Source organism: Bacillus sp. S2(2019), assembly GCF_005144805.1.
Taxonomy (GTDB): domain Bacteria; phylum Bacillota; class Bacilli; order Bacillales; family Bacillaceae; genus Bacillus; species Bacillus altitudinis.
The window spans coordinates 1-25,122 of sequence record NZ_SWFL01000006.1 but is presented as its reverse complement, the minus strand read 5'-3'; the positions used below and the strand labels follow the sequence as shown (position 1 = coordinate 25,122).

26 protein-coding genes and 1 pseudogene are annotated in these 25,122 nt (G+C 41.5%); 18 read left to right on the top strand and 9 right to left on the bottom strand.

What is annotated here, in order from left to right; translation table 11 throughout:
* Positions 1 to 53: 53 nt before the first annotated feature.
* On the top strand, positions 54 to 2,648 hold the full coding sequence (locus FBF75_RS17980) for a YfhO family protein (protein WP_098680376.1): 2,595 nt from the start codon (positions 54 to 56) through the stop codon (positions 2,646 to 2,648).
* Between the two features lie 23 nt (positions 2,649 to 2,671).
* Here the strand turns inward: FBF75_RS17980 and FBF75_RS17975 are convergent, their stop codons facing one another.
* On the bottom strand, positions 2,672 to 3,805 hold the full coding sequence (locus tag FBF75_RS17975; protein ID WP_017358842.1) for an FAD-dependent oxidoreductase: 1,134 nt from the start codon (positions 3,803 to 3,805) through the stop codon (positions 2,672 to 2,674).
* Between the two features lie 206 nt (positions 3,806 to 4,011).
* Between FBF75_RS17975 and FBF75_RS17970 the strand changes: the two genes are divergently transcribed.
* Complete coding sequence (locus tag FBF75_RS17970) at positions 4,012 to 4,479, top strand: DinB family protein (protein ID WP_136945042.1); 468 nt, start codon at positions 4,012 to 4,014, stop codon at positions 4,477 to 4,479.
* Positions 4,480 to 4,483: 4 nt separating this feature from the next.
* Here FBF75_RS17970 and FBF75_RS17965 read toward each other — a convergent pair whose 3' ends face one another.
* The 3 genes from FBF75_RS17965 to FBF75_RS17955 all read right to left on the bottom strand — a co-directional run bounded on the left by FBF75_RS17965 (position 4,484) and on the right by FBF75_RS17955 (position 6,396).
* Positions 4,484 to 4,906, bottom strand: coding sequence for a regulatory YrvL family protein (locus FBF75_RS17965; RefSeq protein WP_136945041.1), 423 nt, complete (start codon positions 4,904 to 4,906; stop codon positions 4,484 to 4,486).
* A gap of 67 nt (positions 4,907 to 4,973) precedes the next feature.
* Complete coding sequence (locus FBF75_RS17960) at positions 4,974 to 6,137, bottom strand: oxalate decarboxylase family bicupin (RefSeq protein WP_025206971.1); 1,164 nt, start codon at positions 6,135 to 6,137, stop codon at positions 4,974 to 4,976.
* Positions 6,138 to 6,231: 94 nt separating this feature from the next.
* Positions 6,232 to 6,396 (bottom strand): YvrJ family protein, encoded by a 165-nt coding sequence (locus FBF75_RS17955; RefSeq protein ID WP_003217819.1) that lies wholly within the window; start codon positions 6,394 to 6,396, stop codon positions 6,232 to 6,234.
* A 166-nt stretch (positions 6,397 to 6,562) separates the two neighbouring features.
* Here FBF75_RS17955 and FBF75_RS17950 point away from each other — a divergent pair, with 166 nt between their 5' ends.
* Together FBF75_RS17950 and rsoA are read left to right on the top strand one after the other, a co-directional pair.
* On the top strand, positions 6,563 to 7,165 hold the full coding sequence (locus FBF75_RS17950) for a sigma-70 family RNA polymerase sigma factor (RefSeq protein WP_017366877.1): 603 nt from the start codon (positions 6,563 to 6,565) through the stop codon (positions 7,163 to 7,165).
* Positions 7,113 to 7,334: a sigma-O factor regulator RsoA gene (rsoA, locus tag FBF75_RS17945; protein ID WP_038475040.1), complete on the top strand. Its 222-nt coding sequence runs from the start codon at positions 7,113 to 7,115 to the stop codon at positions 7,332 to 7,334. Before FBF75_RS17950 ends, rsoA begins: the two co-directional genes overlap by 53 nt.
* An 18-nt stretch (positions 7,335 to 7,352) precedes the next feature.
* On the opposite strand, the gene FBF75_RS17940 is transcribed toward rsoA, so the two are convergent.
* Complete coding sequence (locus FBF75_RS17940; protein ID WP_025206973.1) at positions 7,353 to 8,333, bottom strand: metal-dependent hydrolase; 981 nt, start codon at positions 8,331 to 8,333, stop codon at positions 7,353 to 7,355.
* 191 nt (positions 8,334 to 8,524) lie between these two features.
* On the opposite strand from FBF75_RS17940, the gene mutY reads away from it, so the two are divergent.
* Positions 8,525 to 9,625, top strand: a complete 1,101-nt coding sequence (gene mutY, locus FBF75_RS17935) for an A/G-specific adenine glycosylase (protein ID WP_025206974.1) — start codon at positions 8,525 to 8,527, stop codon at positions 9,623 to 9,625.
* On the opposite strand, the gene FBF75_RS17930 is transcribed toward mutY, so the two are convergent.
* A complete protein-coding gene (locus FBF75_RS17930) occupies positions 9,612 to 9,836 on the bottom strand; it encodes a hypothetical protein (protein WP_008341962.1) in 225 nt (74 codons plus the stop codon). The genes mutY and FBF75_RS17930 overlap by 14 nt on opposite strands.
* A gap of 81 nt (positions 9,837 to 9,917) precedes the next feature.
* On the opposite strand from FBF75_RS17930, the gene fabL reads away from it, so the two are divergent.
* From fabL to FBF75_RS17880, 10 genes and pseudogenes are all read left to right on the top strand, one after another.
* Positions 9,918 to 10,670, top strand: coding sequence for an enoyl-[acyl-carrier-protein] reductase FabL (fabL, locus tag FBF75_RS17925; RefSeq protein WP_007496726.1), 753 nt, complete (start codon positions 9,918 to 9,920; stop codon positions 10,668 to 10,670).
* Between the two features lie 75 nt (positions 10,671 to 10,745).
* Positions 10,746 to 10,895: pseudogene (locus FBF75_RS17920) on the top strand (gamma-type small acid-soluble spore protein); the annotation flags it as partial.
* Positions 10,896 to 11,069: 174 nt separating this feature from the next.
* Complete coding sequence (locus FBF75_RS17915) at positions 11,070 to 11,330, top strand: YgaB family protein (protein WP_136945040.1); 261 nt, start codon at positions 11,070 to 11,072, stop codon at positions 11,328 to 11,330.
* Positions 11,331 to 11,477: 147 nt separating this feature from the next.
* Entirely contained in the window at positions 11,478 to 12,008 is a 531-nt protein-coding gene (gene ntdP, locus FBF75_RS17910) for a nucleoside tri-diphosphate phosphatase (protein ID WP_008341956.1), read from the top strand.
* A 95-nt stretch (positions 12,009 to 12,103) separates the two neighbouring features.
* Positions 12,104 to 13,846 (top strand): ABC transporter ATP-binding protein, encoded by a 1,743-nt coding sequence (locus tag FBF75_RS17905; RefSeq protein WP_129548181.1) that lies wholly within the window; start codon positions 12,104 to 12,106, stop codon positions 13,844 to 13,846.
* A 112-nt stretch (positions 13,847 to 13,958) separates the two neighbouring features.
* Positions 13,959 to 14,981, top strand: coding sequence for an ABC transporter ATP-binding protein (locus FBF75_RS17900; protein ID WP_129548182.1), 1,023 nt, complete (start codon positions 13,959 to 13,961; stop codon positions 14,979 to 14,981).
* The gene (locus tag FBF75_RS17895) at positions 14,950 to 15,927 is read left to right on the top strand and encodes an ABC transporter ATP-binding protein (RefSeq protein WP_081038904.1); all 978 of its coding nucleotides are present in this window, start codon (positions 14,950 to 14,952) and stop codon (positions 15,925 to 15,927) included. The genes FBF75_RS17900 and FBF75_RS17895 overlap by 32 nt, the downstream gene beginning before the upstream one ends.
* Entirely contained in the window at positions 15,902 to 17,488 is a 1,587-nt protein-coding gene (locus FBF75_RS17890; RefSeq protein WP_017358851.1) for an ABC transporter substrate-binding protein, read from the top strand. The genes FBF75_RS17895 and FBF75_RS17890 overlap by 26 nt, the downstream gene beginning before the upstream one ends.
* Positions 17,489 to 17,549: 61 nt before the next feature.
* A complete protein-coding gene (locus FBF75_RS17885; RefSeq protein WP_136945039.1) occupies positions 17,550 to 18,551 on the top strand; it encodes an ABC transporter permease in 1,002 nt (333 codons plus the stop codon).
* Positions 18,552 to 18,569: 18 nt separating this feature from the next.
* Positions 18,570 to 19,466, top strand: coding sequence for an ABC transporter permease (locus FBF75_RS17880; protein ID WP_008341942.1), 897 nt, complete (start codon positions 18,570 to 18,572; stop codon positions 19,464 to 19,466).
* Positions 19,467 to 19,495: 29 nt separating this feature from the next.
* Here the strand turns inward: FBF75_RS17880 and FBF75_RS17875 are convergent, their stop codons facing one another.
* Both FBF75_RS17875 and FBF75_RS17870 read right to left on the bottom strand, forming a co-directional pair.
* Positions 19,496 to 20,569, bottom strand: coding sequence for an FUSC family protein (locus FBF75_RS17875; RefSeq protein WP_007496742.1), 1,074 nt, complete (start codon positions 20,567 to 20,569; stop codon positions 19,496 to 19,498).
* A 247-nt stretch (positions 20,570 to 20,816) separates the two neighbouring features.
* Positions 20,817 to 22,112 carry a glutamate-1-semialdehyde 2,1-aminomutase gene (locus FBF75_RS17870; RefSeq protein WP_008341922.1) on the bottom strand — a complete coding sequence of 432 codons (1,296 nt, stop codon included), beginning with the start codon at positions 22,110 to 22,112 and terminating at the stop codon, positions 20,817 to 20,819.
* Between the two features lie 129 nt (positions 22,113 to 22,241).
* Between FBF75_RS17870 and bcp the strand changes: the two genes are divergently transcribed.
* Positions 22,242 to 22,709: a thioredoxin-dependent thiol peroxidase gene (bcp, locus tag FBF75_RS17865; protein ID WP_007496746.1), complete on the top strand. Its 468-nt coding sequence runs from the start codon at positions 22,242 to 22,244 to the stop codon at positions 22,707 to 22,709.
* A 159-nt stretch (positions 22,710 to 22,868) separates the two neighbouring features.
* On the top strand, positions 22,869 to 23,306 hold the full coding sequence (perR, locus tag FBF75_RS17860) for a peroxide-responsive transcriptional repressor PerR (RefSeq protein WP_003217782.1): 438 nt from the start codon (positions 22,869 to 22,871) through the stop codon (positions 23,304 to 23,306).
* Positions 23,307 to 23,341: 35 nt separating this feature from the next.
* Here the strand turns inward: perR and FBF75_RS17855 are convergent, their stop codons facing one another.
* Positions 23,342 to 23,689 (bottom strand): YgzB family protein, encoded by a 348-nt coding sequence (locus tag FBF75_RS17855; RefSeq protein ID WP_017366887.1) that lies wholly within the window; start codon positions 23,687 to 23,689, stop codon positions 23,342 to 23,344.
* A 189-nt stretch (positions 23,690 to 23,878) separates the two neighbouring features.
* Here FBF75_RS17855 and FBF75_RS17850 point away from each other — a divergent pair, with 189 nt between their 5' ends.
* On the top strand, positions 23,879 to 24,757 hold the full coding sequence (locus FBF75_RS17850) for a nucleotidyltransferase-like protein (protein ID WP_035391251.1): 879 nt from the start codon (positions 23,879 to 23,881) through the stop codon (positions 24,755 to 24,757).
* Positions 24,758 to 25,122: the final 365 nt, after the last annotated feature.

Here is a 25,122-nt window from a genome sequence, read left to right as displayed (position 1 = left end):
TGCTGGGTTGTTTTGTTTCAATGAACAGTGGATCTTTTGGAGAAAGGATTTAGATGATGAAACGTAGATGGATACTCATTGGAATGTGCCTCATTCTTGCTTTATTAGGACACTCCTTTTTCTTATATGAATATACGCAAGGCCGATATATGACGGGAGATGGAGATGGCATTTCGCAAATGCTCCCGTTTAAAAAGCTGCTGTATGACGAATACGTCAAAGGAAACTTCTTTTATTCCTATCAATTTGGTCTAGGCGGCGGTACATATACGCAATTAGGTTATTATTTTACAACGTCGATGGTCTTTATGGTCACAGTCGCTGTTGTCTGGCTGTTAAATGCGCTTCATCTTTTACAGTCAACAGACATTCACTTTTGGGCAAATGCTGTTATTTGGCTGAGTGTGATCAAGCTGACAGTCATTCTGTTCATCGCATATCGTGTGCTCCTTTCGATTGTGCAACATAGGCTGGGGGCGCTGACAGGTGCCGGTATTTACGGACTGTCTATTGTGTACTTTCGGCATCAAACGTTTTGGGAGTTTTTCACCGACAGCATGATGTGGCTTCCGCTGCTTGTGCTCGGGGTTGAACGGATTTTTAAAACAGGCAAGCCGGCTTGGTTTATTGCGGCTTGCAGTCTCATGCTGATCAATAATTTTTACTTTGCTTACATTCACTTTATCTTTTTAGCCATTTATCTCGTCTTCAGATATATGATTAAGCTTCAAAGCGAGGAGCGAGGCTGGAAGGTGTTCTGGACCCTTGCGATCTCTACGTTGTTATCGTTTGGGATCAGTGCTGCCTTTTTTATCCCGTCTGTTTACGGCTTTCTTAATAATGTAAGACCGCCGTATGAACAGGCAATTCCTTGGTTTGAGCTGCATGATCATCTGCTGTTTACAAGCAGGGTGTACTTATTGCCGGTCATCTTTCTGATTTGTCTGTTTCTCGTTCCGCTTTACCGGAACAGATGGTTTTTCATGTTCACATCAATCAGTGTTCTGCTGATCATTTTTCACTACAGTCCAAAGATGGCGAGCGTGTTTAATGGTTTTTCTGCACCGCAGTACAGATTTGAATATATTCTTGCTTTTACAGTTGGAGCAGTCGTAGCCATCACCATCAAGCATTTCTCGCAAATGGAGTGGAAGTGGAAAAAACGTGCGGTTTTAGGCGCTTGGCTTGTATTCCTTCTCGCAGTCGCTCTTTCAGAACGAGCAAAGGGAAATATGGATGTTGTTGTATTTACTGGAATAGGACTGCTTGTGATCAGTTTGTTCTTCCTCTCGATACATGCGGGAAAACGTCTGCACCTTCGACTCTTTTCAGCTGTGCTCATCGTTGTGAGCTTACTGACAGCAGGCGTGTATCAGCAGGGCTACTTATTTGAAAGAAGCAATATTAAGAGCGTATCAGATACGTATCTGAATAGTGAGGCGTATGCTGGACATGAGCAAATGAAGCTCATTCAGCAGATTCAAAGCCGTTCAAAAGAAGATCCGCTTGCCCGGATTGATTGGATGAACGGCGTGCGCAACAACACCCCATTGTTTGAAGGCTTTCAAGGCATGAGTGCGTATTCAAGTATATTGAATCAGCATCTGCTCCATTTCTACTGGAATGACCTGCAAATTGATATGGGACGGGAAAGTGTCAGCCGGTATGCAACAATGGGGGACAGGGCGAATTTATACAGTCTGACCTACGGGAAGTATTATATGAGAGACAAATCGATGTCTTTCTCACCGCCGGTTTATTTTAAGCCAATATTGGAAAGCGAACATTATGAAGTGTATGAAAATACACGCCCGCTCCCATTTGCAAGAACAACGAGTACCGTCTATTCAGAAAAGTCACTAGAGCATGCGTCAGCACTTGATAAAGAACATGCGATGTTGCAAGGTGTGATCTTAAACAAAAAAGGAAATGCTGAAATCGACCAATCGCCTGATCGAATAAAGGATACAAACATTCATACTGAACAAGCGGTATACGAAAATGGCGTGCTTGATGTATACGGGAAAACGGGTGGGCTGAATATCACCCTTCCAGATGATATGGTCCGCTCTGGGGATGTGTATGTGAGCTTTTATGTGAAGCGGACCGACCGTAACGAAGGGTTTCAGTTATCTGTGGATGACTATGTCACATCACGCAAAAGCAATACGTCTATCTACAAAACAGGCGTTAATGACGTGACGATCCGAGTCCCTGCGGAAAAAATCCTTTCCATACGAGTTCCAAAAGGGACGTATGAGCTGAGTCAATTAAAGCTGTATCATGAGTCTTACCGCACCCTTGCGCGGGCATATGAAAAAGAAAAACAGGATGATGGCAGCCAGCAGGTGAAACTTAAAAATAACCGCTTTACGATTTCTTATGAGAACAAGCGCGGCGATGATTATATGATTCTGCCTGTTCCATATGAAAAAGGCTGGGAGCTCACGGTGAACGGCCATCAAACCGAGATTGAACAAGCCAATTATGCGTTTATCGGTTTTCCAATAGAAAAAGGAAAAAACGAGATCGTGCTAACCTACTATCCGCCTTATATCAGAATTCTCGCATTGATTTCACTCGTCAGTTTGATCGGTGCGATCCTCTATGCACGGAGAAAACACAAGAAACACCACTTTTCAGCATAAGTGGTGTTTTTTTATCTTTCATCTCATACGTAAGTTTCTTCATCCCATTCAATCGTGTATTCGTTCATTTTTTTATCAATATCGTTTTGAATACTCATGTGCTGAAATAGCGCATTCAATTCTTCTGTCCTCTTTCTTCGATCTTTTTCATAATAATAGAACGCATCTCGATAATCATGATCCCTTAGCATCTTTGCTATGAGCATGGCATCTTCTAGACTATACGATGCTCCTTGACCAACAAAAGGGTTCGCCGTATGTACCGCATCACCTACAAGAACAACACGTCCTTTTGACCACACAGGAAAATCCTTTATTTCATAGATACTTCTTGGAAAGAACATGTTAGTATGATCGATGATGTCAGAAAGGTGTTTAGGAATGTTCCAATGTTCCATTTGTTTATATAATAACTGTCGGATGGTTTCTTTATTGGCTTTCTCAAAATGTTTTGTAGGTAACTTCTCAGGACACTGAGAGAAAGCTTGCCATAAAATATTCATTTTATTTGTTGGATGCGCTTTCCCAAAAATGAATTGAAAGTTTCCGTCATTGTAAAAATAACTTGTTGCCTCATCCAATACAAAATCCTTCACAAACGATACTCCTTGTAGTCCCCAAAAACCGCTATAGTCTAATTTAGCATTAAACGCAATAGCCTCTCTTGTTTTAGAAAAAGTTCCATCTGCTCCTATTACAATATCACCTGTTATCTCAGTTTCATCTTCAAAAAGAACCTGAACGGTATGAGGCTGCTGTTTGATTGAGATTAATTTTTTGTTGTATTTCACTTCTATTCCTTGACGGTGAACTTCTTTTAAAAGTGATTTGATGATTTGGTCTCTCATGACGTTCAGTAAAGGAGCATCATAATATTTTTCACTATAATTGTGAAAGATCGCTTCTACTTCATTTTCACTGTTTATTTGCTGGAGCTTCTTTATCACGGTTGCATTTGCTATCACTTCATTTTTACACCCGATTTCATCCAAAATCTTTACCCCATTCGGAGACAGTAAAAAACCTGCTCCTGTTTCTAATTCTTCATCTGACCTGCTTTCATAAATCGTACTTTCCATTCCAGCCTTTTTTAAGAATAAAGAAGTAGCCAATCCTGCTACACCACTGCCGATAATGATCACATTTTGAGATTTCATTATTTTCCCTCCTATTTTATAAACAGACCGGTCGGTTTATTTTAGTGCAAAAAAATAAGCTTTTTCATATAGGACAGCGTATCACAATTCCCCCTTTTCATTTGGTAATTAAAGTATATGATAATATGTTATAAATGATTTAGCAAGAATGAAACTAACCAATTTCTGATCAACTTCTTTTAAAAACATAAAGGGGATAACAAAACATGAACAAAGACACCGTGATAAAACATTATGAACACACCCTTGAATGGGTACAGTCACTAACGGAAGTAACAGAAGAAGAATGGCGTAGCGCCATCGCTGATGGAAAGTGGAGCATTGCTGAGATCATCGCACATTTCGTTCCATGGGATGAATTTATTTTACACGATCGCCTAAAGGAATTTTGGAACAATAAAGCGTTACCTCAGGCACCTGATGTGCATGAAATGAATCAGCAGTCAGCCGAAAGAGCAAGAAAGGAAGAGAGAAGCGAGACGATCGGGCGATTTATTGCTGTTAGAACAAAATTGCTTCAAGAAATGAAGAAAATCGAAGCATCTCGCTGGACTACACCCTTTTTGATCGGTCAAACCGAGCTGACGTTATCAAGTTATTTTCAAGGTTTGATTAAACATGATCTCCATCATATGGAGCAGGTCAAACAAGCGCTCTCCACAAAAAGACGATAGCGCCTCACGAAGCTTCCTTATCAAACGAAAACGTCGCATAATCAAACAAAAAATGAAATAGCCAAAGACTTAGCGCAAAGAGAATTTCTTCAGAAGTAGTCAGCAAAATGCCGTCAACCAATTCATCTGATAAGTAGACAGCACCCCAAATAAACAAAAGGTGAAATAAAACGGCATAGAAAATGATAGATCGTTTTTTGGACCGACACTTACGAACAAACTGCATGAGCACGTGTTCCAGATGTTCAAAAGAGATCCCAAGTACAACATAGATGCCCATAAACAGAATCAACGATAAAATCGATTGATAAAAAGCACCGGTCAAATGAAAGAACAGCACACAAAACAACAAAAATATGTAACAGACAGCTGATAGCGCCATGAGCCATTTCAGCCCTTGCCATAAAGCGTGAACAGATTGTTGCATGGGTAAACAACACTCCTTTACATGAAGATACCTGCAAAAAGGACAGCCTTTTTGCAGGAAGGTGGAATTAATCCTCTTTTTTAGGGGCAGCGATGACAGGGTGTTTTTCTGTATCAAGCAGTTTTAAGAAATCTTCGCCTTGATCTAAATGATCCAAAACAAGCTGTTTCGGTGTGACCGCAAGCCACTGATTGAGTGAAATGTCTGCATAATGATCGCTCTTAAAGATTTCTAAGAAATAGAGCGGTTCGTCGCCTGTATTTTCTACATAATGCCCCATCGCAAATGGCACATAGCCAACGTCTCCCGCCTGATAGTTGAAGGTTCTCGCATGTCCATCAGAAGCAAAGACCGTCATTCGTGCCTTTCCAGAAATGAAATATTGCCATTCATCCGTATTTGGGTGCCAGTGCAGCTCACGAATGGCACCTGGATCAACTTTCACAAGAGCGGAGGCAATCGTTTTAGACGCTTTGAAATTGGTAGAATCCGCAATCCACACTTGTCCGCCGCTTGACGTAATCGGCTCTTGCTTTAACAGCTCATATTTAAAGGAGTTCGGGACTTCTCCTTGCTCTGTTTTCACCTTGTCACATTCAAGGGAACCAGGAATTCCTTTTTGGAAAATATACTTCTCTTTCTCTGGCAGCTTCTTAAATTGCTCCTTTGTCATTCCAAAGTTTTGGAGAACGACTTCCTCTGGGGTATGGGCAAGCCAATCAGTCACTTGGAACGTACTATTTTCAGAGAAGGAACCATCATCAAACACAAGCAAGAATTCAGCTCCTGGTTCAAGTGCTTGAATAGAGTGCGGCAAGCCAGAAGGGAAGTACCATAAATCTCCCTCAGTCACATCCTCTGTAAAATTCCGCCCCTCTGCATCAACCGATGTAATTCGGGCTTCCCCATAAATCATGTACGCCCATTCCGCTTCCTTATGCCAGTGCAGCTCGCGAATTGCACCAGGTTTTAGCCGCATGTTCACAGAGGCAAGACTTTTAGAGATTGGCAGTTCACGTACCGTGACTTCTCTTGCATAGCCGCCTTTTTCTAAACGGTTGTGCGTATCAGAAAAAGAATATTTCATGTTGGGAACCGTTCCATGATCGGTTTCTGGTGGCGTGAGCATATCTGGGTTTTGCCTGTCTCGCTCGAGATTACGTGGAATTTTGACCGTTGCTCCTTTTTCTCCTCGAATCGGCTGCGGTACCCCATTTTGCTTTTCACTCATGATAAAATCCCCTTTCAACATCGTATTGTGTGAGGTGACAAAAGGCCTTTCATTTCGCCCTCGCTTTCATAAGGTGAAACGAATCAAGAAGATGTCAATCTGATTCATCATTTTTTTGAACAGCGACCAATCGTTGGATGAGTTTGCTTAATTCATCAAACTTTCGTTCAAAGCGTGTCAGCAAATAAACCGTCAAAATGGCAGGAAAGCCAGCCTGACCGAGCTGCTTCAACCATTCCTCCGAAAAAAAGGTCTCCATTTATCTCACCTCCCAGCGGATGCTCGTCTTCTCTATAAGTGGTATGAAAGAAGAAATAGGAAAGCAAAGGGGGAGAAAATGAACCATTAGACCCGTTTCACAAAGTTTACTTTTTTTAACTTTTGTCCACTTAATGCAAGTAGAGAGAACAAAGGGGAGGATGCACATGGATTATCGGCTGTTATTGAAAGCAAAATGGAAGGAAATCGTTGACCACCCGCTCATTCAGCAATTTTTAAGCAATCCTAAAAACCAGCAACTGCTTAGGCAAGTCATGGAAGAGCCAAACGAAGAAAATGCGAAAAAACTAGATTCCGAGTTCAAGCAGTTTTATCAAAAAATCCGCATCATCAAGTATATTTCCACAATGATCCGCATCTTTTCAGTCGACTTTGACAAACGAGTGAAAAAAAAGCAGCAGCGTTTTCCGCTCATACTCGATCATCCTGATACGCAAGAAGTGAAAGACCCTGTTCAAACAGATACGTATGAAGCTGTGCTCTTTAACCAACAAGACTTAGGGGAGCACCTGCAAGACCCAAGATTGTACAAGGCCTATCAGCAGCTCACAGAAAAACAAAAAATGGTTCTAACCCAAATCTATGTCGATGGTCAAACAATGAAAGAAATAGCCGACCGGCTAGGCGAAACGAGACAAAACATCTCAAACATCCACAAAAAAGCGCTCAACAAACTAAAAGAAGAAACAGGGGGAAATGTCCGTGAACGAAGACAAAATGACCAATGGAGAAATGGAAGAACTCATTGAAACCTTCACACCCATGATCAAAAAGAAACTACAAAACACGGCATATCAAGAAAGGGAAGACCTCGAACAAGAACTCTACATCAAACTCATCGAAAAAGTAGACTGGCTGATTTACCAAGAGGGACCTGGCTTTTGGGAGTTTATTGTGGAATATATGACGAAGATGTAAGCACAAAAAAAGACTCGCTCACACAGAGCCGAGTCTTAATTTTTTTTGCAGTTTTTCTTCACTGAAAATCCAGCCGGTATAGGAATTTTTGATTTGGTGGTCCATGTCGATATGGCAGATCGCAACAAAAGGATAGTGACCTTTGCTGCGGTAGCGCAAATCAATAAACCGGACTTCATAATGATCCTTGTATTTATCTACTTCCCACCGGTAGACAGGGGAGAAGGAGAGAAAGGCTGAAATGTTTTCATCCTGTTTGGCAATTTTCATAATCTCAGTATCAGGGACCGGCACACGGTTAAAGGTGTCTAAAATGATAATCTCACTATTCATACTGCGTCCAACATGGAAAGAGGATTTACATTTCACAGCAATACGCCATTGTCTGAACTTCATTGTAGGCGAAATAATAATGTCTTCAATCTCATCGAACCGTGCACGCAGCTGACGTTTAATCTGAAGCTGCATGATGACCCTGACGATATAATAACAAAAAATCACGGCATATAGCGAGATGAACGTATAGCCGGGATGCCCGCCAATCGCCCAAACGACAATGGCGACAAGATGTGTAAAAAAGATAAACGGATCAAACGTATTAATGATCCCTAGCGCTACCCACTTCTTTGAAAATGGCCGAATGGCCTGTGTGCCGTATGCATTGAAAATATCGACAAACACATGAAGCACGACGGCTAATAGTGTCCATAACCAAAGGTGAAGTAAATTTGCCCCCGGCACAAATGGGAAAATCACAGCCGGAATCAGCAATGACCAGAACAGTACAGCCGGAATGGAATGAGTAAATCCTCGGTGATTTCTTATATAAACTGCATTATTTTTTAGTTTTAGCACAGTATCAATGTCTGGTGCTTGGGAGCCGGCAATAGTCGCAATCATCACGGCATGAGCCATGTGTGGATCTGCGCTGACGGCTGGATCTAAAAGCGCAAGTCCCCCAAGAGAAATGCCCATTACTACATGAGTACCAGTGTCCAATTGATTACCTCCTAGTTGTCATGCTTAGGAACAATCATACAAAGTATACGTTTCTCAACAAGACTATGTGCAAAATCACTTTTGCTTTATCCCGATTTAATGTAACATGTTAACGTATCTACAAACAGTATACAACAAATAAGGTTCTTTTCAGAACGTTAGCTCTCGGTTCGATAAGAAGGAGTATAGAGATGAAAGACATTCAAGAAAAGCTGGACCGCAAAGATATTGCGGGTTTTCAGCATGATTTAATTGATTGGTATGAAAAAGAACAACGAACACTTCCATGGCGTGAAAATCAAGATCCATACCGCGTCTGGGTATCAGAAGTGATGCTCCAGCAAACGAGAGTGGATACTGTCATTCCGTACTTCAACCGGTTTATGGAGCAATTCCCGACGGTGAAAGATCTCGCACTAGCTGATGAAGAAAAGGTCATGAAAGCATGGGAAGGTCTTGGCTACTACTCAAGAGTGCGTAATTTACAGGCTGCTGTGAAAGAAGTATATGAATCCTACGAGGGCGTTGTCCCTGATACGAAAGAGCAATTTTCAAAGCTGAAAGGTGTAGGTCCGTATACGAGCGGCGCAGTGCTGAGTATCGCCTATAACAAGCCATACCCTGCGGTAGACGGCAACGTGATGAGGGTCATTTCCCGTATCTTGTCCATATGGGATGATATTGCAAAACCAAAAACGAGAAACATTTTCGAATTTGCGGTTGATCAGCTCATTTCCCGGGAAAAGCCGTCAGAATTCAATCAAGGGCTAATGGAGCTAGGTGCGCTTATTTGCACCCCAACCTCTCCCGCATGCCTCATTTGTCCTGTAAACATGCATTGCTCGGCACTTGAGGAAGGCGTTCAGCATGAGCTGCCGGTGAAAAGTAAAAAGAAAAAGCCGACTGCGAAATCAATGGCAGCGGTGGTGTTATTTGATGATCAAGGCCACCTCTATATTCATAAGCGTCCAAGTACAGGTCTGCTTGCGAATTTATGGGAGTTCCCAAACATGGAAACAATGAAGGGAAGAAAAACGGAAAAAGAGCAGCTGATTGATTTCTTAAAAGAGGAAGCGGGTGTACAAGCAGAACTTGGTGATTTAGAAGGCACCATTCAACATGTATTTACCCACCTCATCTGGAATATTTCTGTTTTCTTTGGACGTGTGACCTCTGTATCTGATGACACGATGCTGAAAAAAGTCACAACAGAAGAATTTGAGGCATATGCTTTGCCAGTCTCACATCAAAAAATATGGAAGATGGCACTTGAACAGCCTAGTCATATTTAACCGTTGTACCATGGGTATAATCGGCTTCATTTCGGTGCAGACCCCCGCGGTTTTCAATTTCAGAAATGATTTCTCGATACTTAGATTGCCCTTCTTCGTTTAAATAAGGTAAAATTTGTTGGAAAGCATGATGAAAAAAAGCAAGCTCAGTATCTTTCCATTGATCCTTTGACATCATGCCAAGCTGGCTTAAATCGCGTCCGACATACATGAATGTAACCTCCTAATAGGAACTTTCCTATTAGTGTGAAGCGAATGGACGAAAACTATTCAAATCAGGAGATGAACCATAATGAACAAGCGTAAATGTGCACTAATTACAGGCAGCAGTAGAGGTGTCGGGAAAGAAGTAGCCCTTCGCCTGGCTGAAAAAGGATATGACATTGTCATTAACTATGCAAGAAGCAAAAAAGCAGCACTTGAAACAGCTGAAGAAATTGAAGCGATGGGTGTTAAAACATTAGTTGTCAAAGCCAACGTTGGTCAGCCAGAGAAAATCAAAGACATGTTCCAGCAAATTGACGAAACGTTTGGCCGTTTAGACGTATTTGTGAACAATGCGGCATCTGGCGTTCAGCGCCCAATCATGGATCTTGAAGAAAATCATTGGGACTGGACCATGAATATCAATGCGAAGGCCTTGTTATTCTGCGGACAAGAAGCAGCCAAATTAATGGAGAAAAACGGCGGCGGACATATCGTCAGCATTAGCTCACTAGGCTCCATCCGCTACCTTGAAAACTACACGGTGGTCGGTGTATCTAAAGCAGCACTAGAAGCGTTGACACGCTACCTATCCGTTGAGCTGTCACAAAAAAATATCGTCGTAAATGCCGTATCAGGCGGCGCCATTGATACAGATGCACTCAAGCACTTCCCAAATCGTGAAGAGCTATTAGAAGACGCTAAGAAAAATACACCAGCAGGCCGCATGGTGGAAATTAAGGACATGGTCGATAGTGTAGAATTCCTTGTATCAGGCAAAGCAGATATGATTAGAGGACAGACGATTATCGTCGATGGCGGACGTTCTTTGCTTGTTTAAAAAAATCATGAATAAGATGTACACCTTCTGCACAAATTAATGTGCGTGGAGGTGATAATGATGGATAAACAACAAAACAAAACAAACGCACAACAAGTGAAAAAACAAAACCAAGCTGCTGCACAAGGTGGTCAATATGGCACTGAATTTGCTAGCGAGACTGACGCACAGCACGTAAAAAAATACAACCAAAAAGCTGAGCAAAACAAACAACAAAACAGCTAATCACTGAAACAAAGGGAAGCACTTCATCTACGAATGAAGTGCTTTTCTTTTTGCCTCTTTCCACCATCCGACAAAACCTGTAAAACCTCTACATAAACAGTCAAAGGACTTCTTCCTTCTTTCAAGAAATGGTATAGATACAAAAAGTGGAATCGAAGGAAAGGGAGGAGTTAGATGTCTGATTTCGATCAGCTTGTCAAAGAACAAATGCAGCTTATGGATCAGCTGCTCGATGTACAAGGAGAACTTGATCTGTACTTAGAGACAGAAAAACAATTGCTGCAAGGTGAAAAAAAGGAAGAGCGGCATAAGCTTCATGATCAAATCAAACAGAAACGAGAGGAACTGCAAAAAGTCCAGACACTATTTACAAAACAGACTGAACAAGTCATCAATTCGTATAAACAAATGGAGAAGAGCTCAACCGTGATGTAAAAGAGTGTGCCGTTCAATTGGGTTGAATGGCTTTTTCATTTCATTTTTTAATGATGTAACGGTATAATATAATAGAGACATGTTTAGTTGGGAAATTAGGTCTTTGGACTGTTAGGTTTGTTTGTTATAGAAAGTAGGGGAGAAAATATGGGCTATCCCAAGGAAGGAGAAACCATCCAAATTCAAAGCTATAAACATAATGGCTTGATCCACAGGATTTGGAATGAAACCACCATTCTGAAAGCAACGGAATTGTGTATCATTGGTGCAAACGATCGAACAATGGTTACTGAATCCGATGGCCGAACATGGATGACAAGAGAACCGGCTATTTGCTATTTTCATGCAAAACAATGGTTTAATGTCATTGGGATGCTTCGAGATGATGGGGTGTATTATTACTGCAACATCAGCTCTCCTTTTGCGACAGATGAAGAGGCGATTAAGTATATTGATTACGACTTAGATGTCAAAGTCTTTCCGGACATGACGTATAATATTTTGGATGAGGATGAATATGCAGATCATAAGAGGCAGATGAATTATCCAAAAGAAATCGATAGTATCTTACGAGAGCATCTAAATACATTACTGCATTGGATTCACCAGCGGAAGGGACCGTTTGCTCCAGAATTTGTGGATATGTGGTATGAACGTTTTTTGCGTTATACAAAATAAGTAACAGCAGCTAAAACCTGTTTGGCTTTTCAAAGCCAACAGGTTTTTGACTGCGTACGGATAAGAGGCACTGATAGATTGGGAAGGAGATTTACATGGGGGTCATAAAACGTTACATGGCTTTTGTAACACCTTATAAAAAACAGATTGCATTGACAATGGTGATCGGAATGATTAAGTTCTCGATCCCCTTAACATTGCCTCTGCTTTTAAAGTATGTCATTGATGATGTCATTCAAGGCTCTGGATCGGCTGAAGAAAAAACATCCACTCTCTTTATTATTATGGGAATCATGCTTGTATTATTTTTAGTGATGAGACCGCCTGTTGAGTACTACAGACAATACTATGCACAGTGGACAGGCAGTAAAGTATTATTTGATATTCGGGAAAAACTGTTCTCGCACATTCAAAAGCTAAGCCTTCGTTATTACGCCAACACGAGAACAGGGGAAATTATTTCAAGGGTCATCAACGATGTGGAGCAAACAAAGGAATTTGTCATCACAGGGCTTATGAACATTTGGCTTGATTTGATGACCGTCCTGATTGTGATAGCCATTATGTGTACACTGGATCTTAAACTCACCATTGTGTCTGTCATTATTTTTCCGCTGTATGCGTTAGCAGTGAAGTATTTTTACGGACGGCTTCGCATTCTGACAAAAGAGCGGTCGCAGGCACTCGCTGAGGTGCAAGGGCACCTGCATGAGCGAGTACAAGGAATGCCTGTCATTCGCAGCTTTGCGATTGAAGAATACGAACAAGAGAATTTTCACGATGAAAATAAAAATTTCTTAAACAAAGCGATCAATCATACGAATTGGAATGCCAAAACATTCGCCGTCGTCAATACGATCACAGACATTGCGCCGCTGCTCATTATTGCTTTTGCTGGCTATACCGTCATTAACGGGTCGCTTTCAATTGGGACAATGATTGCCTTTGTCGGCTACATTGACCGGATGTACAACCCGATTCGTCGTCTCATTAACTCATCGACGACTTTAACTCAGTCAGTAGCATCAATGGATCGTATTTTTGAGTTTATTGATGAACCGTATGAAGTAACAGACAAGCCGAATGCAAAAGAAGCCAATCACTTAAAAGGAGAGGTAGAATTTAAAGATGTGTCGTTCCGTTACGAACATACACAGGAAGAGATTTTACACAATATCTCCTTGAAAGTAGAAAAAGGTCAAACCGTTGCGCTTGTAGGAATGAGCGGCGGAGGGAAGTCGACACTCGTCAGCTTAATTCCAAGATTTTATGATGTCACAAGCGGATCACTCGAAATTGACGGCATTGATATTAAAGAATACAAGGCAAGAAGCCTCCGGAATCAAGTCGGAATGGTGCTCCAAGATACATTCTTATTCAGTGACACCATTAAAGAAAATATCGCTGTGGGAGACCCGGAAGCAACCTTTGAGAAAATTGTGTCGGCGGCCAAAGCGGCTAATGCCCATGAGTTCATCATGTCTCTTCCTGAAGGATATGACACAAAGGTAGGAGAACGTGGCGTAAAGCTGTCAGGCGGTCAAAAACAACGAATTTCAATTGCGAGGGTATTTCTTAAAAATCCACCGCTGCTTATTTTAGACGAAGCAACGTCTGCACTTGATTTAGAAAGTGAACATTACATTCAAGAAGCGATGCAAAAGCTGGCAAAAGATCGCACAACTTTTATAGTTGCACACCGTTTATCAACGATTACACATGCGGACCTCATTGTGGTCATGGAACAAGGCGAGATTGTGGAAAAAGGAACACATGAAGAATTAATGAACCGAGACAGCCACTATCGCCATCTATTTACCATTCAAACATTAAATTAGTAGAAGCCTATCCGATTCTAGCGGATAGGCTTTTTTATGCTTGTCAAAAACATGACATATTTCCCAGCTTGTCTCAATACAATTTTAAAAAGTATGACGGGGTGGTGAATATGTGAAAGAACAAGAAGTATTGCTAGATGTCAAACAGCTGTCTATTGCTTTTCAGCAAAAAAAGCAGAGAGTCCCGATCGTCCATGACATCTCATTCTCTATTCAAAAAGGAGAAACCTTAGGTATTGTGGGCGAATCTGGCTGCGGGAAAAGCATCACATCGCTGTCTTTAATGGGGCTGAATCACCAAACAGAAACAACAGGTCACATACAATTTGAAGGTCAAAACCTGCTGTCACTTTCGGAGAAACAATGGCGAGAGGTCAGAGGGAATGACATCTCAATGATTTTCCAGGAACCCATGACTTCTCTCAATCCACTCATGACCATCGGCAAACAAATGACAGAAGCCCTTTTCACACATCAGGCCATCAGCCAAAAAGAAGCAAAAGCGAAGGCGATAGATTTGCTTCAAACGGTAGGCCTGAAACAAGCAGCGTCATTACTTAAAAAATATCCACATGAACTATCGGGCGGCATGCGTCAGCGTGTGATGATTGCGATGGCGATGCTATGTCACCCAAAGCTCATGATTGCAGATGAACCAACGACTGCACTTGATGTCACCATCCAAGCACAAATTCTTCGTTTGCTCAAAAAGTTAAATGAAGAGATGGACACCGCTATTTTATTTATTACTCATGATTTAGGCGTCGTGCGGCAAATATGCCAGCGTGTCATGATTATGTATGCCGGTCGAATCGTAGAAGAAGGAACCGTTGACCGTATTTTTCAAAAACCTCTGCACCCCTACACGAAAGGTCTTTTCGCCTCTGTTCCATCATTTAAAGAGAAAAAAGAAAAACTCATGTCTATTGCGGGTCATGTACCTAAGCCAGGAGCTATTCGGTCCGGCTGTCAATTTGCACCACGCTGTCCATATCAAATGACGCAATGTCTTGAAAAAGACCCATCTTTACAATCCATTTCACACAATCACCGCGTCGCATGTTTTCTAATGGAAGGAGGAGAAGACACTGAATCACCCACTGCTGCAAGTGAATCAACTGACGAAGCGTTATGACACATCGGCATTTTTTTCTAATCACAAACAGACGACTTTGGCTTTAAATCAAGTGTCCTTTCACGTGAAAGAAGGAGAGACGCTCGGCATTGTGGGCGAATCTGGCTGCGGGAAATCCACCCTTGGCAAAAGCTTAATGAGATTAATCGAACCGACTTCTGGCTCAATCCAAATGAAAGGAAAAGAAGTGACGCTTCTGAAAGAACGAGACATGCGTTCCTTCAGAAAAGACATTCAAATGATTTTCCAAGATCCATACGCTTCCTTAAATCCACGAATGAAAATCAAAGACATTTTAGAAGAACCGCTCATTGTTCATAAACATGGAACAAAAGCAGAAAGACAAAAGCGGGTGAAAGAGATGCTGCACATTGTTGGGTTTGACCCATCCTATGGAGACCGTTATGCGCACCAATTCAGCGGAGGTCAGAGGCAGCGTATTGGAATTGCTAGGGCGCTAATTACTCATCCAAGTCTTGTGATTGCCGATGAGCCAGTTTCCGCTTTAGATGTATCGGTTCAAGCGCAAATATTGAATTTAATGCTCGAATTGCAAAAGACGCTTTCTCTGACGTACTTGTTTATTTCTCACGATCTAGGCGTTGTCAAGTATATGAGCGACCGAATTGCAGTGATGTACGCTGGCCGTATTGTAGAAATGGGTCCAGCGGAGGACGTATTTCACAAGCCGCTTCATCCTTATACATCGCTTCTTCTGAAATCCATTCCACATATGGATCACGTGCTGGAAACGCAGGATGTGTCAGCGGAAGAATCCACCCCGGTGTCAGAAGATGGCTGTCCTTTCTATAAAAGATGTCCAAAAAGGTGGGCGCAATGCTTGCAAGCTGTTCCGCCTTTGTATGAGGAGGAAACAGGTCATGCAGCTGCGTGTTATTTATATCAAAAGGAGGAACACAATGAAGAAGACATGGTTATTCAGTAGTTTCATTTTTGTGCTGGCACTTGCGTTATTTTTAGGGGGCTGTTCATCTTCATCAACATCAGAAGAAAAAGCCACAAAAGATACTCTCGTATTCGGTAGAGGAGGAGACTCTACATCACTTGATCCGATTACAACAACAGAAGGCGAAACCTTCAAGGTCACAGAGAATATGTTTGAAAAACTTTTGAATTACGGTGAAAAAGACACGACCATCCATCCGGGCCTCGCAACAGAATGGGATGTTGCGAAGGACGGAAAATCGTACACGTTCTACTTAAGAGAAGGTGTGAAATTTCACGATGGTACAGACTTTAATGCAGAAGCAGTAAAATTCAACTTTGACCGCTGGATGAATGGAGATGCCGAAAAATTTCCTTACTACGGCATGTTTGGCGGCTATAAAAAAGATAAAGGGCATGTCATTAAAGACATCATCGTCAAAGGAGAGCATGAAATTGAATTTCAACTCAAACGCCCGCAAGCAACATTTCTGAAAAACATCGCCATGTCACCATTTGGTATCGCTAGTCCTGCAGCAGTTGAAAAAAGCGGTGATTCATTTAGAGAAAACCCAGTGGGCACAGGACCATTTAAGTTTAAAGAATGGAAGCAGAACGACCGTATTGTCTTAGAAAAGAACGAAGATTACTGGCAAAAAGATAAACCAAAACTGAAACAAATCATCTTCCGCTCTATTCCTGAAAACTCTGCTCGTTTAAATGCGCTTAAAACAGGCGAAATCGACTTAATGGATGGCGTCAATCCGTCCGATTTAGATGGCATTAAAACAGACAAAGCGCTCCAGCTGATTGAAAGACCATCCATGAACGTAGGTTATATCGGGCTGACAGTGACGAGAAAGCCGCTTGATAACAAGTTGGTTCGTCAGGCACTCAATTATGCAGTTGATAAAGAATCAATCATCGAGTCGTTTTATGGAGGGCTTGCTGAACCAGCAAAAAATCCACTTCCTCCGTCATTAGAAGGCTACAATGACGAGATTGAGCCATATCCATATGATCCGGAAAAAGCAAAAGAACTATTGAAAGAGGCAGGCTTCCCTGACGGTTTTCGCATCAAGCTTTGGGCAATGCCTGTGCCGCGTCCATATATGCCAGACGGGATGAAGGTAGCTGAAGTCATTCAGTCAAACTTTGAAAAAGTTGGTGTCAAAGCCGAAATCGTCACATATGATTGGGCGACTTATTTAGATAAAGCAAGTAAAGGCGAAGCAGATGTGTTCTTATTAGGATGGACAGGGGACAATGGCGATCCTGATAATTTCATCTATACATTATTAGATAAAGACAGTATTGGCGGTAACAACTATACATTCTTCCAAAACGATAAAATGCATGACATCCTCATTGAAGCGCAGACCGATACGGATCAAAAGAAGCGAAATGAATTATATCAAGAAGCTCAAGAAATCATTCATGATGAAGCGCCTTGGATTCCATTAGTCCATTCAATTCCAATGCTTGCCGCATCTAAAGATTTAAAAGGCTACCAGCCGCATCCGACTGGTTCTGAAGCATTGACTGACGTATATTTCGAATAAGCAAATAAGGGAGATTGTTCGATCTCCCTTATCCAAACAATGAAAAGGCGGTGAAAGCTGTTTGTTTGCTTATTGTATGAAGCGAGCAGGAATGCTCATTCCAGTACTGATCGGAATGACCTTAGTTGTATTTTCTATTATACGGTTTATCCCTGGAAATCCGGCGCAGGTCATCTTAGGACAGCGGGCAACGAAAGAAGCAGTAGAGCAATTGACGATTCAGCTTGGTTTAGATCAGCCGTGGTACGTACAATATGGTCACTACATGCTGGGGCTTTTAAAAGGCGATCTAGGGACTTCCATACGAACAGGAGCGGCTATTGCCCAGGAAATGAAGCCTTACTTATTTGCTACATTAGAATTGACTTTCTTCGCTATGTTGCTGGCGATTATTGTCGGTGTGAATGCCGGAATCATTAGTGCGTGGTTTAAACATTCTTTCTTTGATTATGTGGCCATGTTTATTGCGCTCATTGGGGTGTCCATGCCGATTTTCTGGTTAGGCTTAATGGGACAGTGGCTATTCTCGATTGAATTAGGTATTTTGCCGACTACAGGACGAGAAAACGTCAGAAATCCGGTAGAGTCGATCACCTATATCCATACGCTGGACACGATTTTGCAAGGACGATTTGATCAATTTTTTGACAGCATCAAGCATTTAATTTTACCAAGTACCGCTCTCGCAACGATTCCTGCTGCGATTATTGCAAGGATTACGAGGGCAAGTATGCTGGAAGTTCTTCATTCAGATTTTATACGAACAGCAAAAGCAAAAGGGATACGTTCATTTTTCATCATTTATCAGCATGGGCTGAAAAATGCGCTCATTCCGATTTTAACGATTATTGGTCTTCAAACAGGTCTCTTGCTAGGCGGAGCCATTTTAACAGAAACGATCTTTGCTTGGCCGGGAATTGGGCGATATATTTACGATGCCATTAGCTATCGTGATTATCCTGTCATTCAAACTGGCATTCTTGTTGTTGCGCTCATATTTGTGCTGATCAATTTCATTGTGGATATCTTGTATGCAGTCATTGATCCGAGGATTAAATACTAGAGAAGGGAGAGTGACGACATGGAAGCGCAAAAAGAGCTTCAAGCACCTGAACAAAAGGAAGAACGCTCTCAATCACTGATTCTTGAATCGATGAAACTGTTCTTTCAGCACAAGCTGGCGGTCATTGGCACTGTGATTGTCTTTTTATTTCTGATCCTAGCAATCTTTGCACCGCTCATTGCTCCTTATGGAATCAACGAGCAGTCGCTAGGCGAACGATTTAGTGCCCCTTCAGCTGCGCATTGGTTTGGTACGGATGATTTCGGGAGAGACATATTTTCTAGAGTCGTGCATGGAGCTCGAATTTCATTATGGGTGGGTTTCTTCTCCGTTCTCGGGTCGGTTATTTTAGGAACATTGCTCGGATTGATGGCAGGTTACGGCGGTAGATTGCTGGATGCTGTCATCTCAAGACTATTTGATATTTTACTCGCTTTTCCTAGCATTCTATTAGCGATTGCGATCGTTTCCATCTTAGGCCCTTCCTTACAAAATGCCCTTATTGCCATAGCGATTATTAACGTCCCGACTTTTGGGCGGCTGGTTCGTTCAAAGGTGCTGAGCATTAAGCAAGAAGAATATGTTTTAGCAGCAAAGGCAGTCGGGATGTCACACCGCCGCATCGTTCTTCGTCACATTCTGCCAAATAGTATGGTGCCGGTCATCGTTCAAGCGACGCTTGCGATTGGTACTGCCATTATCGAAGCGGCGGCTTTAGGATTTTTAGGATTAGGTGCACAAGCGCCAAGTCCAGAGTGGGGGAAAATGCTTGCCGATGCGAGACCTTATCTCGTACAAGCGCCATGGACTTTATTTTTCCCGGGGATTGCGATCATGCTGACGGTTCTTGGTTTTAACTTGATGGGAGATGGATTAAGAGACACCCTTGATCCTAAAATGAAGAAAATAAAATAAGACCGATTCTAAGAATCGGTCTTTTCTATTTAAGCTTCTTTTTCTTCTGTCTCAATCTCACTATCTTTTGGGTGATACGTTTGGAAGCTTGTAATCAAAGTATCTAGATGCTCCAATTCATCACGGTATTCAATAATACTCGACATCACATTCAGCATATTGTAATCCAGCAAGTCGTTTTCTTGATTTTGCTGGTGCTGAATAAATGATTTCGTTAATGCTTCAAGACGAAGAGAGCATTCATTTTGAAATTCATCGTCCTGCGGTTTCATTTTTCCAACAAACTTCATCAAGGTACGTTCATGCCAATAAAGCAAATAATCAATCTCATCTGTTAAGCTCTCTCTGAAATGCTCTGGCATCAAATGAATTTCATTTTCTAACTTATGAAGCTTTTTCAGCAAGTACAGCGCTCGATTAGACGTCATGATTGCCTGTCTGAATAAAACAAGCTTTCTAGATTTGACATAAGTTGTTTTCTTTAAATAGCTTCGTTCTTCTTTGTATAACAAGTAAATGTGATCTAATTTGATCATGCGTTCTTTTATTTGATCGATGTCATCCTTTAAAGTGGAATGATCAGTTGACTGTCTGGAGCTCAGACGGATCCATTTTAAAATCTCCTCCGTATTTTCCATAATGTGATGAACAAGCTTTGTTTCATACTTTGGCGGCAGGAAAATCAAATTCACTAAAAATGAAGAAAGTACGCCTAACACCACAGTTGCTGTTCGAATTAAGGCAAAGGAAAGGAAATGATCCCCTGCACTTTCTAAAATCGCGATGACGGTTACGAGTGCAATCGGAATCGTGTGTTCAATCTTCAGCTTTAAATTAATCGCAATGACCATGACGGCAGTTAAGCCGATGATGACTGGTCCTGTGCCAAAAAGCAGACCGAACGTAATGGCAAGTGCTGCTCCAATAATATTGGCTTGCACTTGATCAACAATCGTTAAAAATGATCGATAAATAGATGGCTGGATAGCAAATACAGCTGCAATTCCCGCGAAGACGGGTGTCGGCAACCCAAGCCATGTTGCCAGGTAAAGCGCGAGTACAATGGCAATACCAGTTTTTAAAATACGGGCTCCAAGTTTCATTGGTTTTGTCCCTGCATTCCTTTCTTTTCGATAATAGATGACCACTTGTCATATATCATAAATATTTTGATGAAACAACTAAGTAATATACAGCGGTCTTCCGAAATATTCAAGTGATTTTTGAAAGTTCATGAAAACATCAAAAGAAGGTATTGAGAAAAAATGTAACAGATTCACTCGCTTTTGACAATCAAGAGCTGGTAAATAAAAAAACAGACGCATGAATTTACGTCTGTTTTTCTCTTCATTATGATTGTTTCAGTTGTTCAAACGCATGATCTACTGCTTTTAGCGTTTCAGAAATATCATTTTCAGTATGTGCAATGGTTAAGAACCACGCTTCATATTTAGAAGGAGCGAGGTTAATACCTTGTGCGAGCATGAATTTAAAGAAACGGGCGAACATTTCGCCATCCGTATTTTCAGCCTGCTCGTAGTTCACAATCGTTTCCTTTGTAAAATAAATGGTGAGAGCACCTTTTAAGCGATTCACTGTAATATCTACTTGATGTTTTTTTGCGTGGGCTAAAATTCCCTCTTCTAACATTGCCCCGAGCTGATCCAGACGTTCGTAGACTCCGTCTTCTTTTAACACTTCCAAGCATGCAATACCAGAAAGGATGGAGGCGGGATTACCTGCCATCGTACCAGCTTGGTAGGCTGGTCCAAGCGGGGCGACTTGCTCCATAATTTCTTTTTTGCCGCCGTAAGCGCCAATTGGAAGACCGCCGCCGATAATTTTACCTAATGCAGTGAGGTCAGGTTTTACTTGAAGCAAGTCCTGTGCACCACCATACATAAAGCGGAAAGCTGTAATGACTTCATCATAGATGACTAGAGCCCCTTTTTCATGAGTCAGGTCATTAACCTGCTGCAGGAAACCGTCTTTAGGCTCTACGATGCCAAAGTTCCCGACAATTGGCTCAACAAGAACAGCTGCTACTTCATCACCCCAGCGGTCTAATGCTTCTTTGTAGCTGTCTATATCGTTGAATGGAACGGTAATGACTTCATTGGCAATACTTTTAGGCACGCCCGCTGAATCTGGTGTTCCTAAAGTGGAAGGTCCAGAGCCGGCCGCAACTAGCACAAGATCAGAATGACCGTGGTAACATCCGGCAAACTTAATGATCTTTGTTCTGCCTGTATAAGCGCGAGCGACACGAATTGTCGTCATCACAGCTTCTGTACCTGAATTGACAAAACGAACTTTATCCAAAGCAGGCATCGCTTCCTTCAGCATCTTAGCAAAAGTGACTTCATGCTTCGTTGGTGTTCCGTAAAGGACACCTGTCTCGGCTGCTTTCGTGATGGCTTTTGTAATATGAGGATGAGCATGTCCCGTAATAATTGGACCGTATGCTGCCAAATAGTCGATATAACGGTTTCCGTCAACATCCCAAAAATAAGCGCCTTCGCCTTTTTCCATTGCAACAGGTGACCCGCCGCCCACTGCTTTATATGAACGAGATGGGCTGTTAACCCCTCCAACAATATGCTCCAGCGCCTCTTGATGTAATTTTTCTGATTCGGTGAATTTCATAAATAGCCTCCTATCTCAACGTATCACGTCGTCTATCATTATTTTAACATGCCGATGCAAGCGTATTTAGTTGAATATCTTCTCGAAATTGGATAGGCTAATGAAAAAATAGGTTGGAGGGATTGTATCATGACAATCGAAGTGGGGCAGCAAGTACCTGATATTGAATTACTTGGTGATAATGGAGAGAAAGTAAAGCTCTCTGATTTTAAAGGGAAACACATTGTCCTTTATTTTTATCCAAAAGATATGACGCCGGGGTGCACAACGGAAGCCTGTGATTTCCGTGACCGCCATCAAAGCTTTGCCGAATTAGATGCTGTCATCATCGGCGTAAGCCCAGACGGTCAAGACAAGCACCAAAAGTTTAAAGAAAAACATGACTTACCTTTCCTGCTTCTTGTAGATGACGAACAAAAATTGTCTGAAGCTTTCGGTGTATGGAAGCTGAAAAAGAACTTTGGTAAGGAATACATGGGAATTGAACGCTCAACGTTTCTTATTAATAAAGAAGGAAAACTTGTGAAAGAGTGGCGTAAAGTAAAGGTGAAAGATCATGTGGAAGAAGCGCTTGAGGAACTGAAAGCTCACGCTTAATATGTTGACGAGATGAGATCGGCAGTCGTGCCGGTCTTTTTTGTATAGAAGAATAGGTAAAAAAGAGGATTGTAATTGACAAAGTTTCGGCTCTGGGGGTACACTATTTATAAAGATTATAATATAAGAATATTTTTGAAAAGAGAGGTGCATGATGAAATGGCTGCTCACGAACTAAAAGACGCTTTAGATGCTCTAAAAGAAACCGGTGTTCGAATTACTCCGCAGCGCCATGCCATCTTGGAGTTTCTCGTAAATTCTATGACACACCCAACCGCGGACGATATATATAAGGCACTTGAAGGGAAATTTCCTAATATGAGTGTAGCAACGGTTTACAACAATTTACGAGTCTTCCGGGAATCTGGATTAGTAAAAGAATTAACGTATGGGGATTCCTCAAGCCGATTTGATTTTGCGACATCTGACCATTACCATGCGATTTGTGAAAACTGCGGAAAGATCGTTGACTTTCACTATCCTGGCCTTGATGAAGTAGAACAGCTTGCATCCCATGTGACAGGCTTTACAGTAAGTCATCATCGCTTGGAGATCTATGGCACTTGTCAAGAATGTGCAAAAAAAGAAAATCATTAATGAAAAAGCTGACCAGTTGAATGGTCAGCTTATTTTTATGACTTTTTTCGATTGTAGGATTCATCAAACTCTTTACCCTCTAATGCTGGATCAAGTGTAAGCGGTTCTCGGCAATGCATGCACATATCCACTCGTCCGAGCACCTTTGTTTCCTTCTCACAGCCTGGACAAATTACTCGTACAGCCTTGGTAGAAAGCATACCGATCCAAAAGTAAACGGCTGTACTCAATCCAATCGATAACACGCCGAGTAGCATAAAGAAGGTCGACAGCCAGACCGATTCCTTGAAGAACACACCGATATACATGATCAAAAAACCAACAAAAACCAAACTAAGTGCAAATGTTCTGATTTTATTAATCTTACTGGAGTATTTCGCCATCCCTAGTCCCCCTTATCTCCAATATAGCACATTTTACCTTTCTATTTGAATTAGTTATAGAGTTTTGTGAATAAATTGCTTATAATGATTCAATGATCTTTTTTCATGTATTGAAGGAATTTTGATTCTATGAGGAGAAATACATAGCATTAGAGAAGAACCTTACACCCGAGTATTGGAGGAATCACTATGGAAAATCTTCTCCGTCCTATTTATCAAGAGAGAGCAAGTCATCCAGATACATTAGCTGTGATTATAGTAGAAAGAAGACATAAAGTATCTTCTGAGACGGATAACTTTGATGCAGCGCTTCTAGTCATCGTAAAGGATGCGGAAGAACCGTTATTTATTAAGCACTATGAATCCGATCACCAAACAGCTTCTTTAAATGTTGTCACAGATGATCAGTTGAAAGAATGGATTACCTTAGGTACCAACAGACGGATTATTGATTGGATTTTAAACGGAAAAGTCCTGTTTGATCGAAATGAATATATTTTCAACTTTATTGATGAACTGAGTACATTCCCGTTTTCTAACCGCAAGCTCAAAATTGGTTTAGAATATGGCAAGCTCATTCGCAGATATATAGAAGGAAAAGCATTTTTTGAATCAAATCAATTCCTCGATGCATATAATTCCATTGTGCATGCCCTGCATCATCTGGCGCGTATTGAAGTGATTGATAAAGGCTTCCACCCAGAAGTGACCGTTTGGAACCAAGTACGTCATATGGAGCCGGAAGTATATAAACTTTATTCAGAGCTGATTGAAAGCCACGAAAGTCTTCATAAGCGGTTAGAACTTTTATTCCTAGCGAATGATTTCTTGATTCATTCAAAAGCAGAAATTGGTGCGGCTCATTTGCGTCAAGTCATGGAACAGCAGGAAATTTGGCTGTTTGGCGAGCTTCTTGCACATCCTGATCTCAAGCATTTCACACCTGATCTTAGTGTGATGATTGATTTCTTTGTGGAAAAAGGAATTGTGCTAGTAGAGCCAATTGAGACGAAGGGGCAAAAAATCTATCACCGAGGATATTTTGTTAAAAAAGATATTGACGCATGAATATTATGATGGTATATTATTAAACGTCGCTAATGAGCAACCGAGTTGCTTTGAAAGAAAAGCGGACAAAAAGAAATTCAGAAAAACACTTGACGCACACGGTGCTCAAATGTTATATTAAGAAAGTCGCCTCTGAGCGACAATGAAGATGATCTTTGAAAACTAAACAAGACAAAACGTACCTGTTAATTCGAGTTTTTATAAAAAAATCCTATGATACATCATAGGTAGTCAGTCAGACTGACGAGGCAGGAAATGATCACATGCTAAGTTCGCTACATCGTGTAGCAACGCATGTGTGATATGCATCCTGCATACCTCGGAGAGTTTGATCCTGGCTCAGGACGAACGCTGGCGGCGTGCCT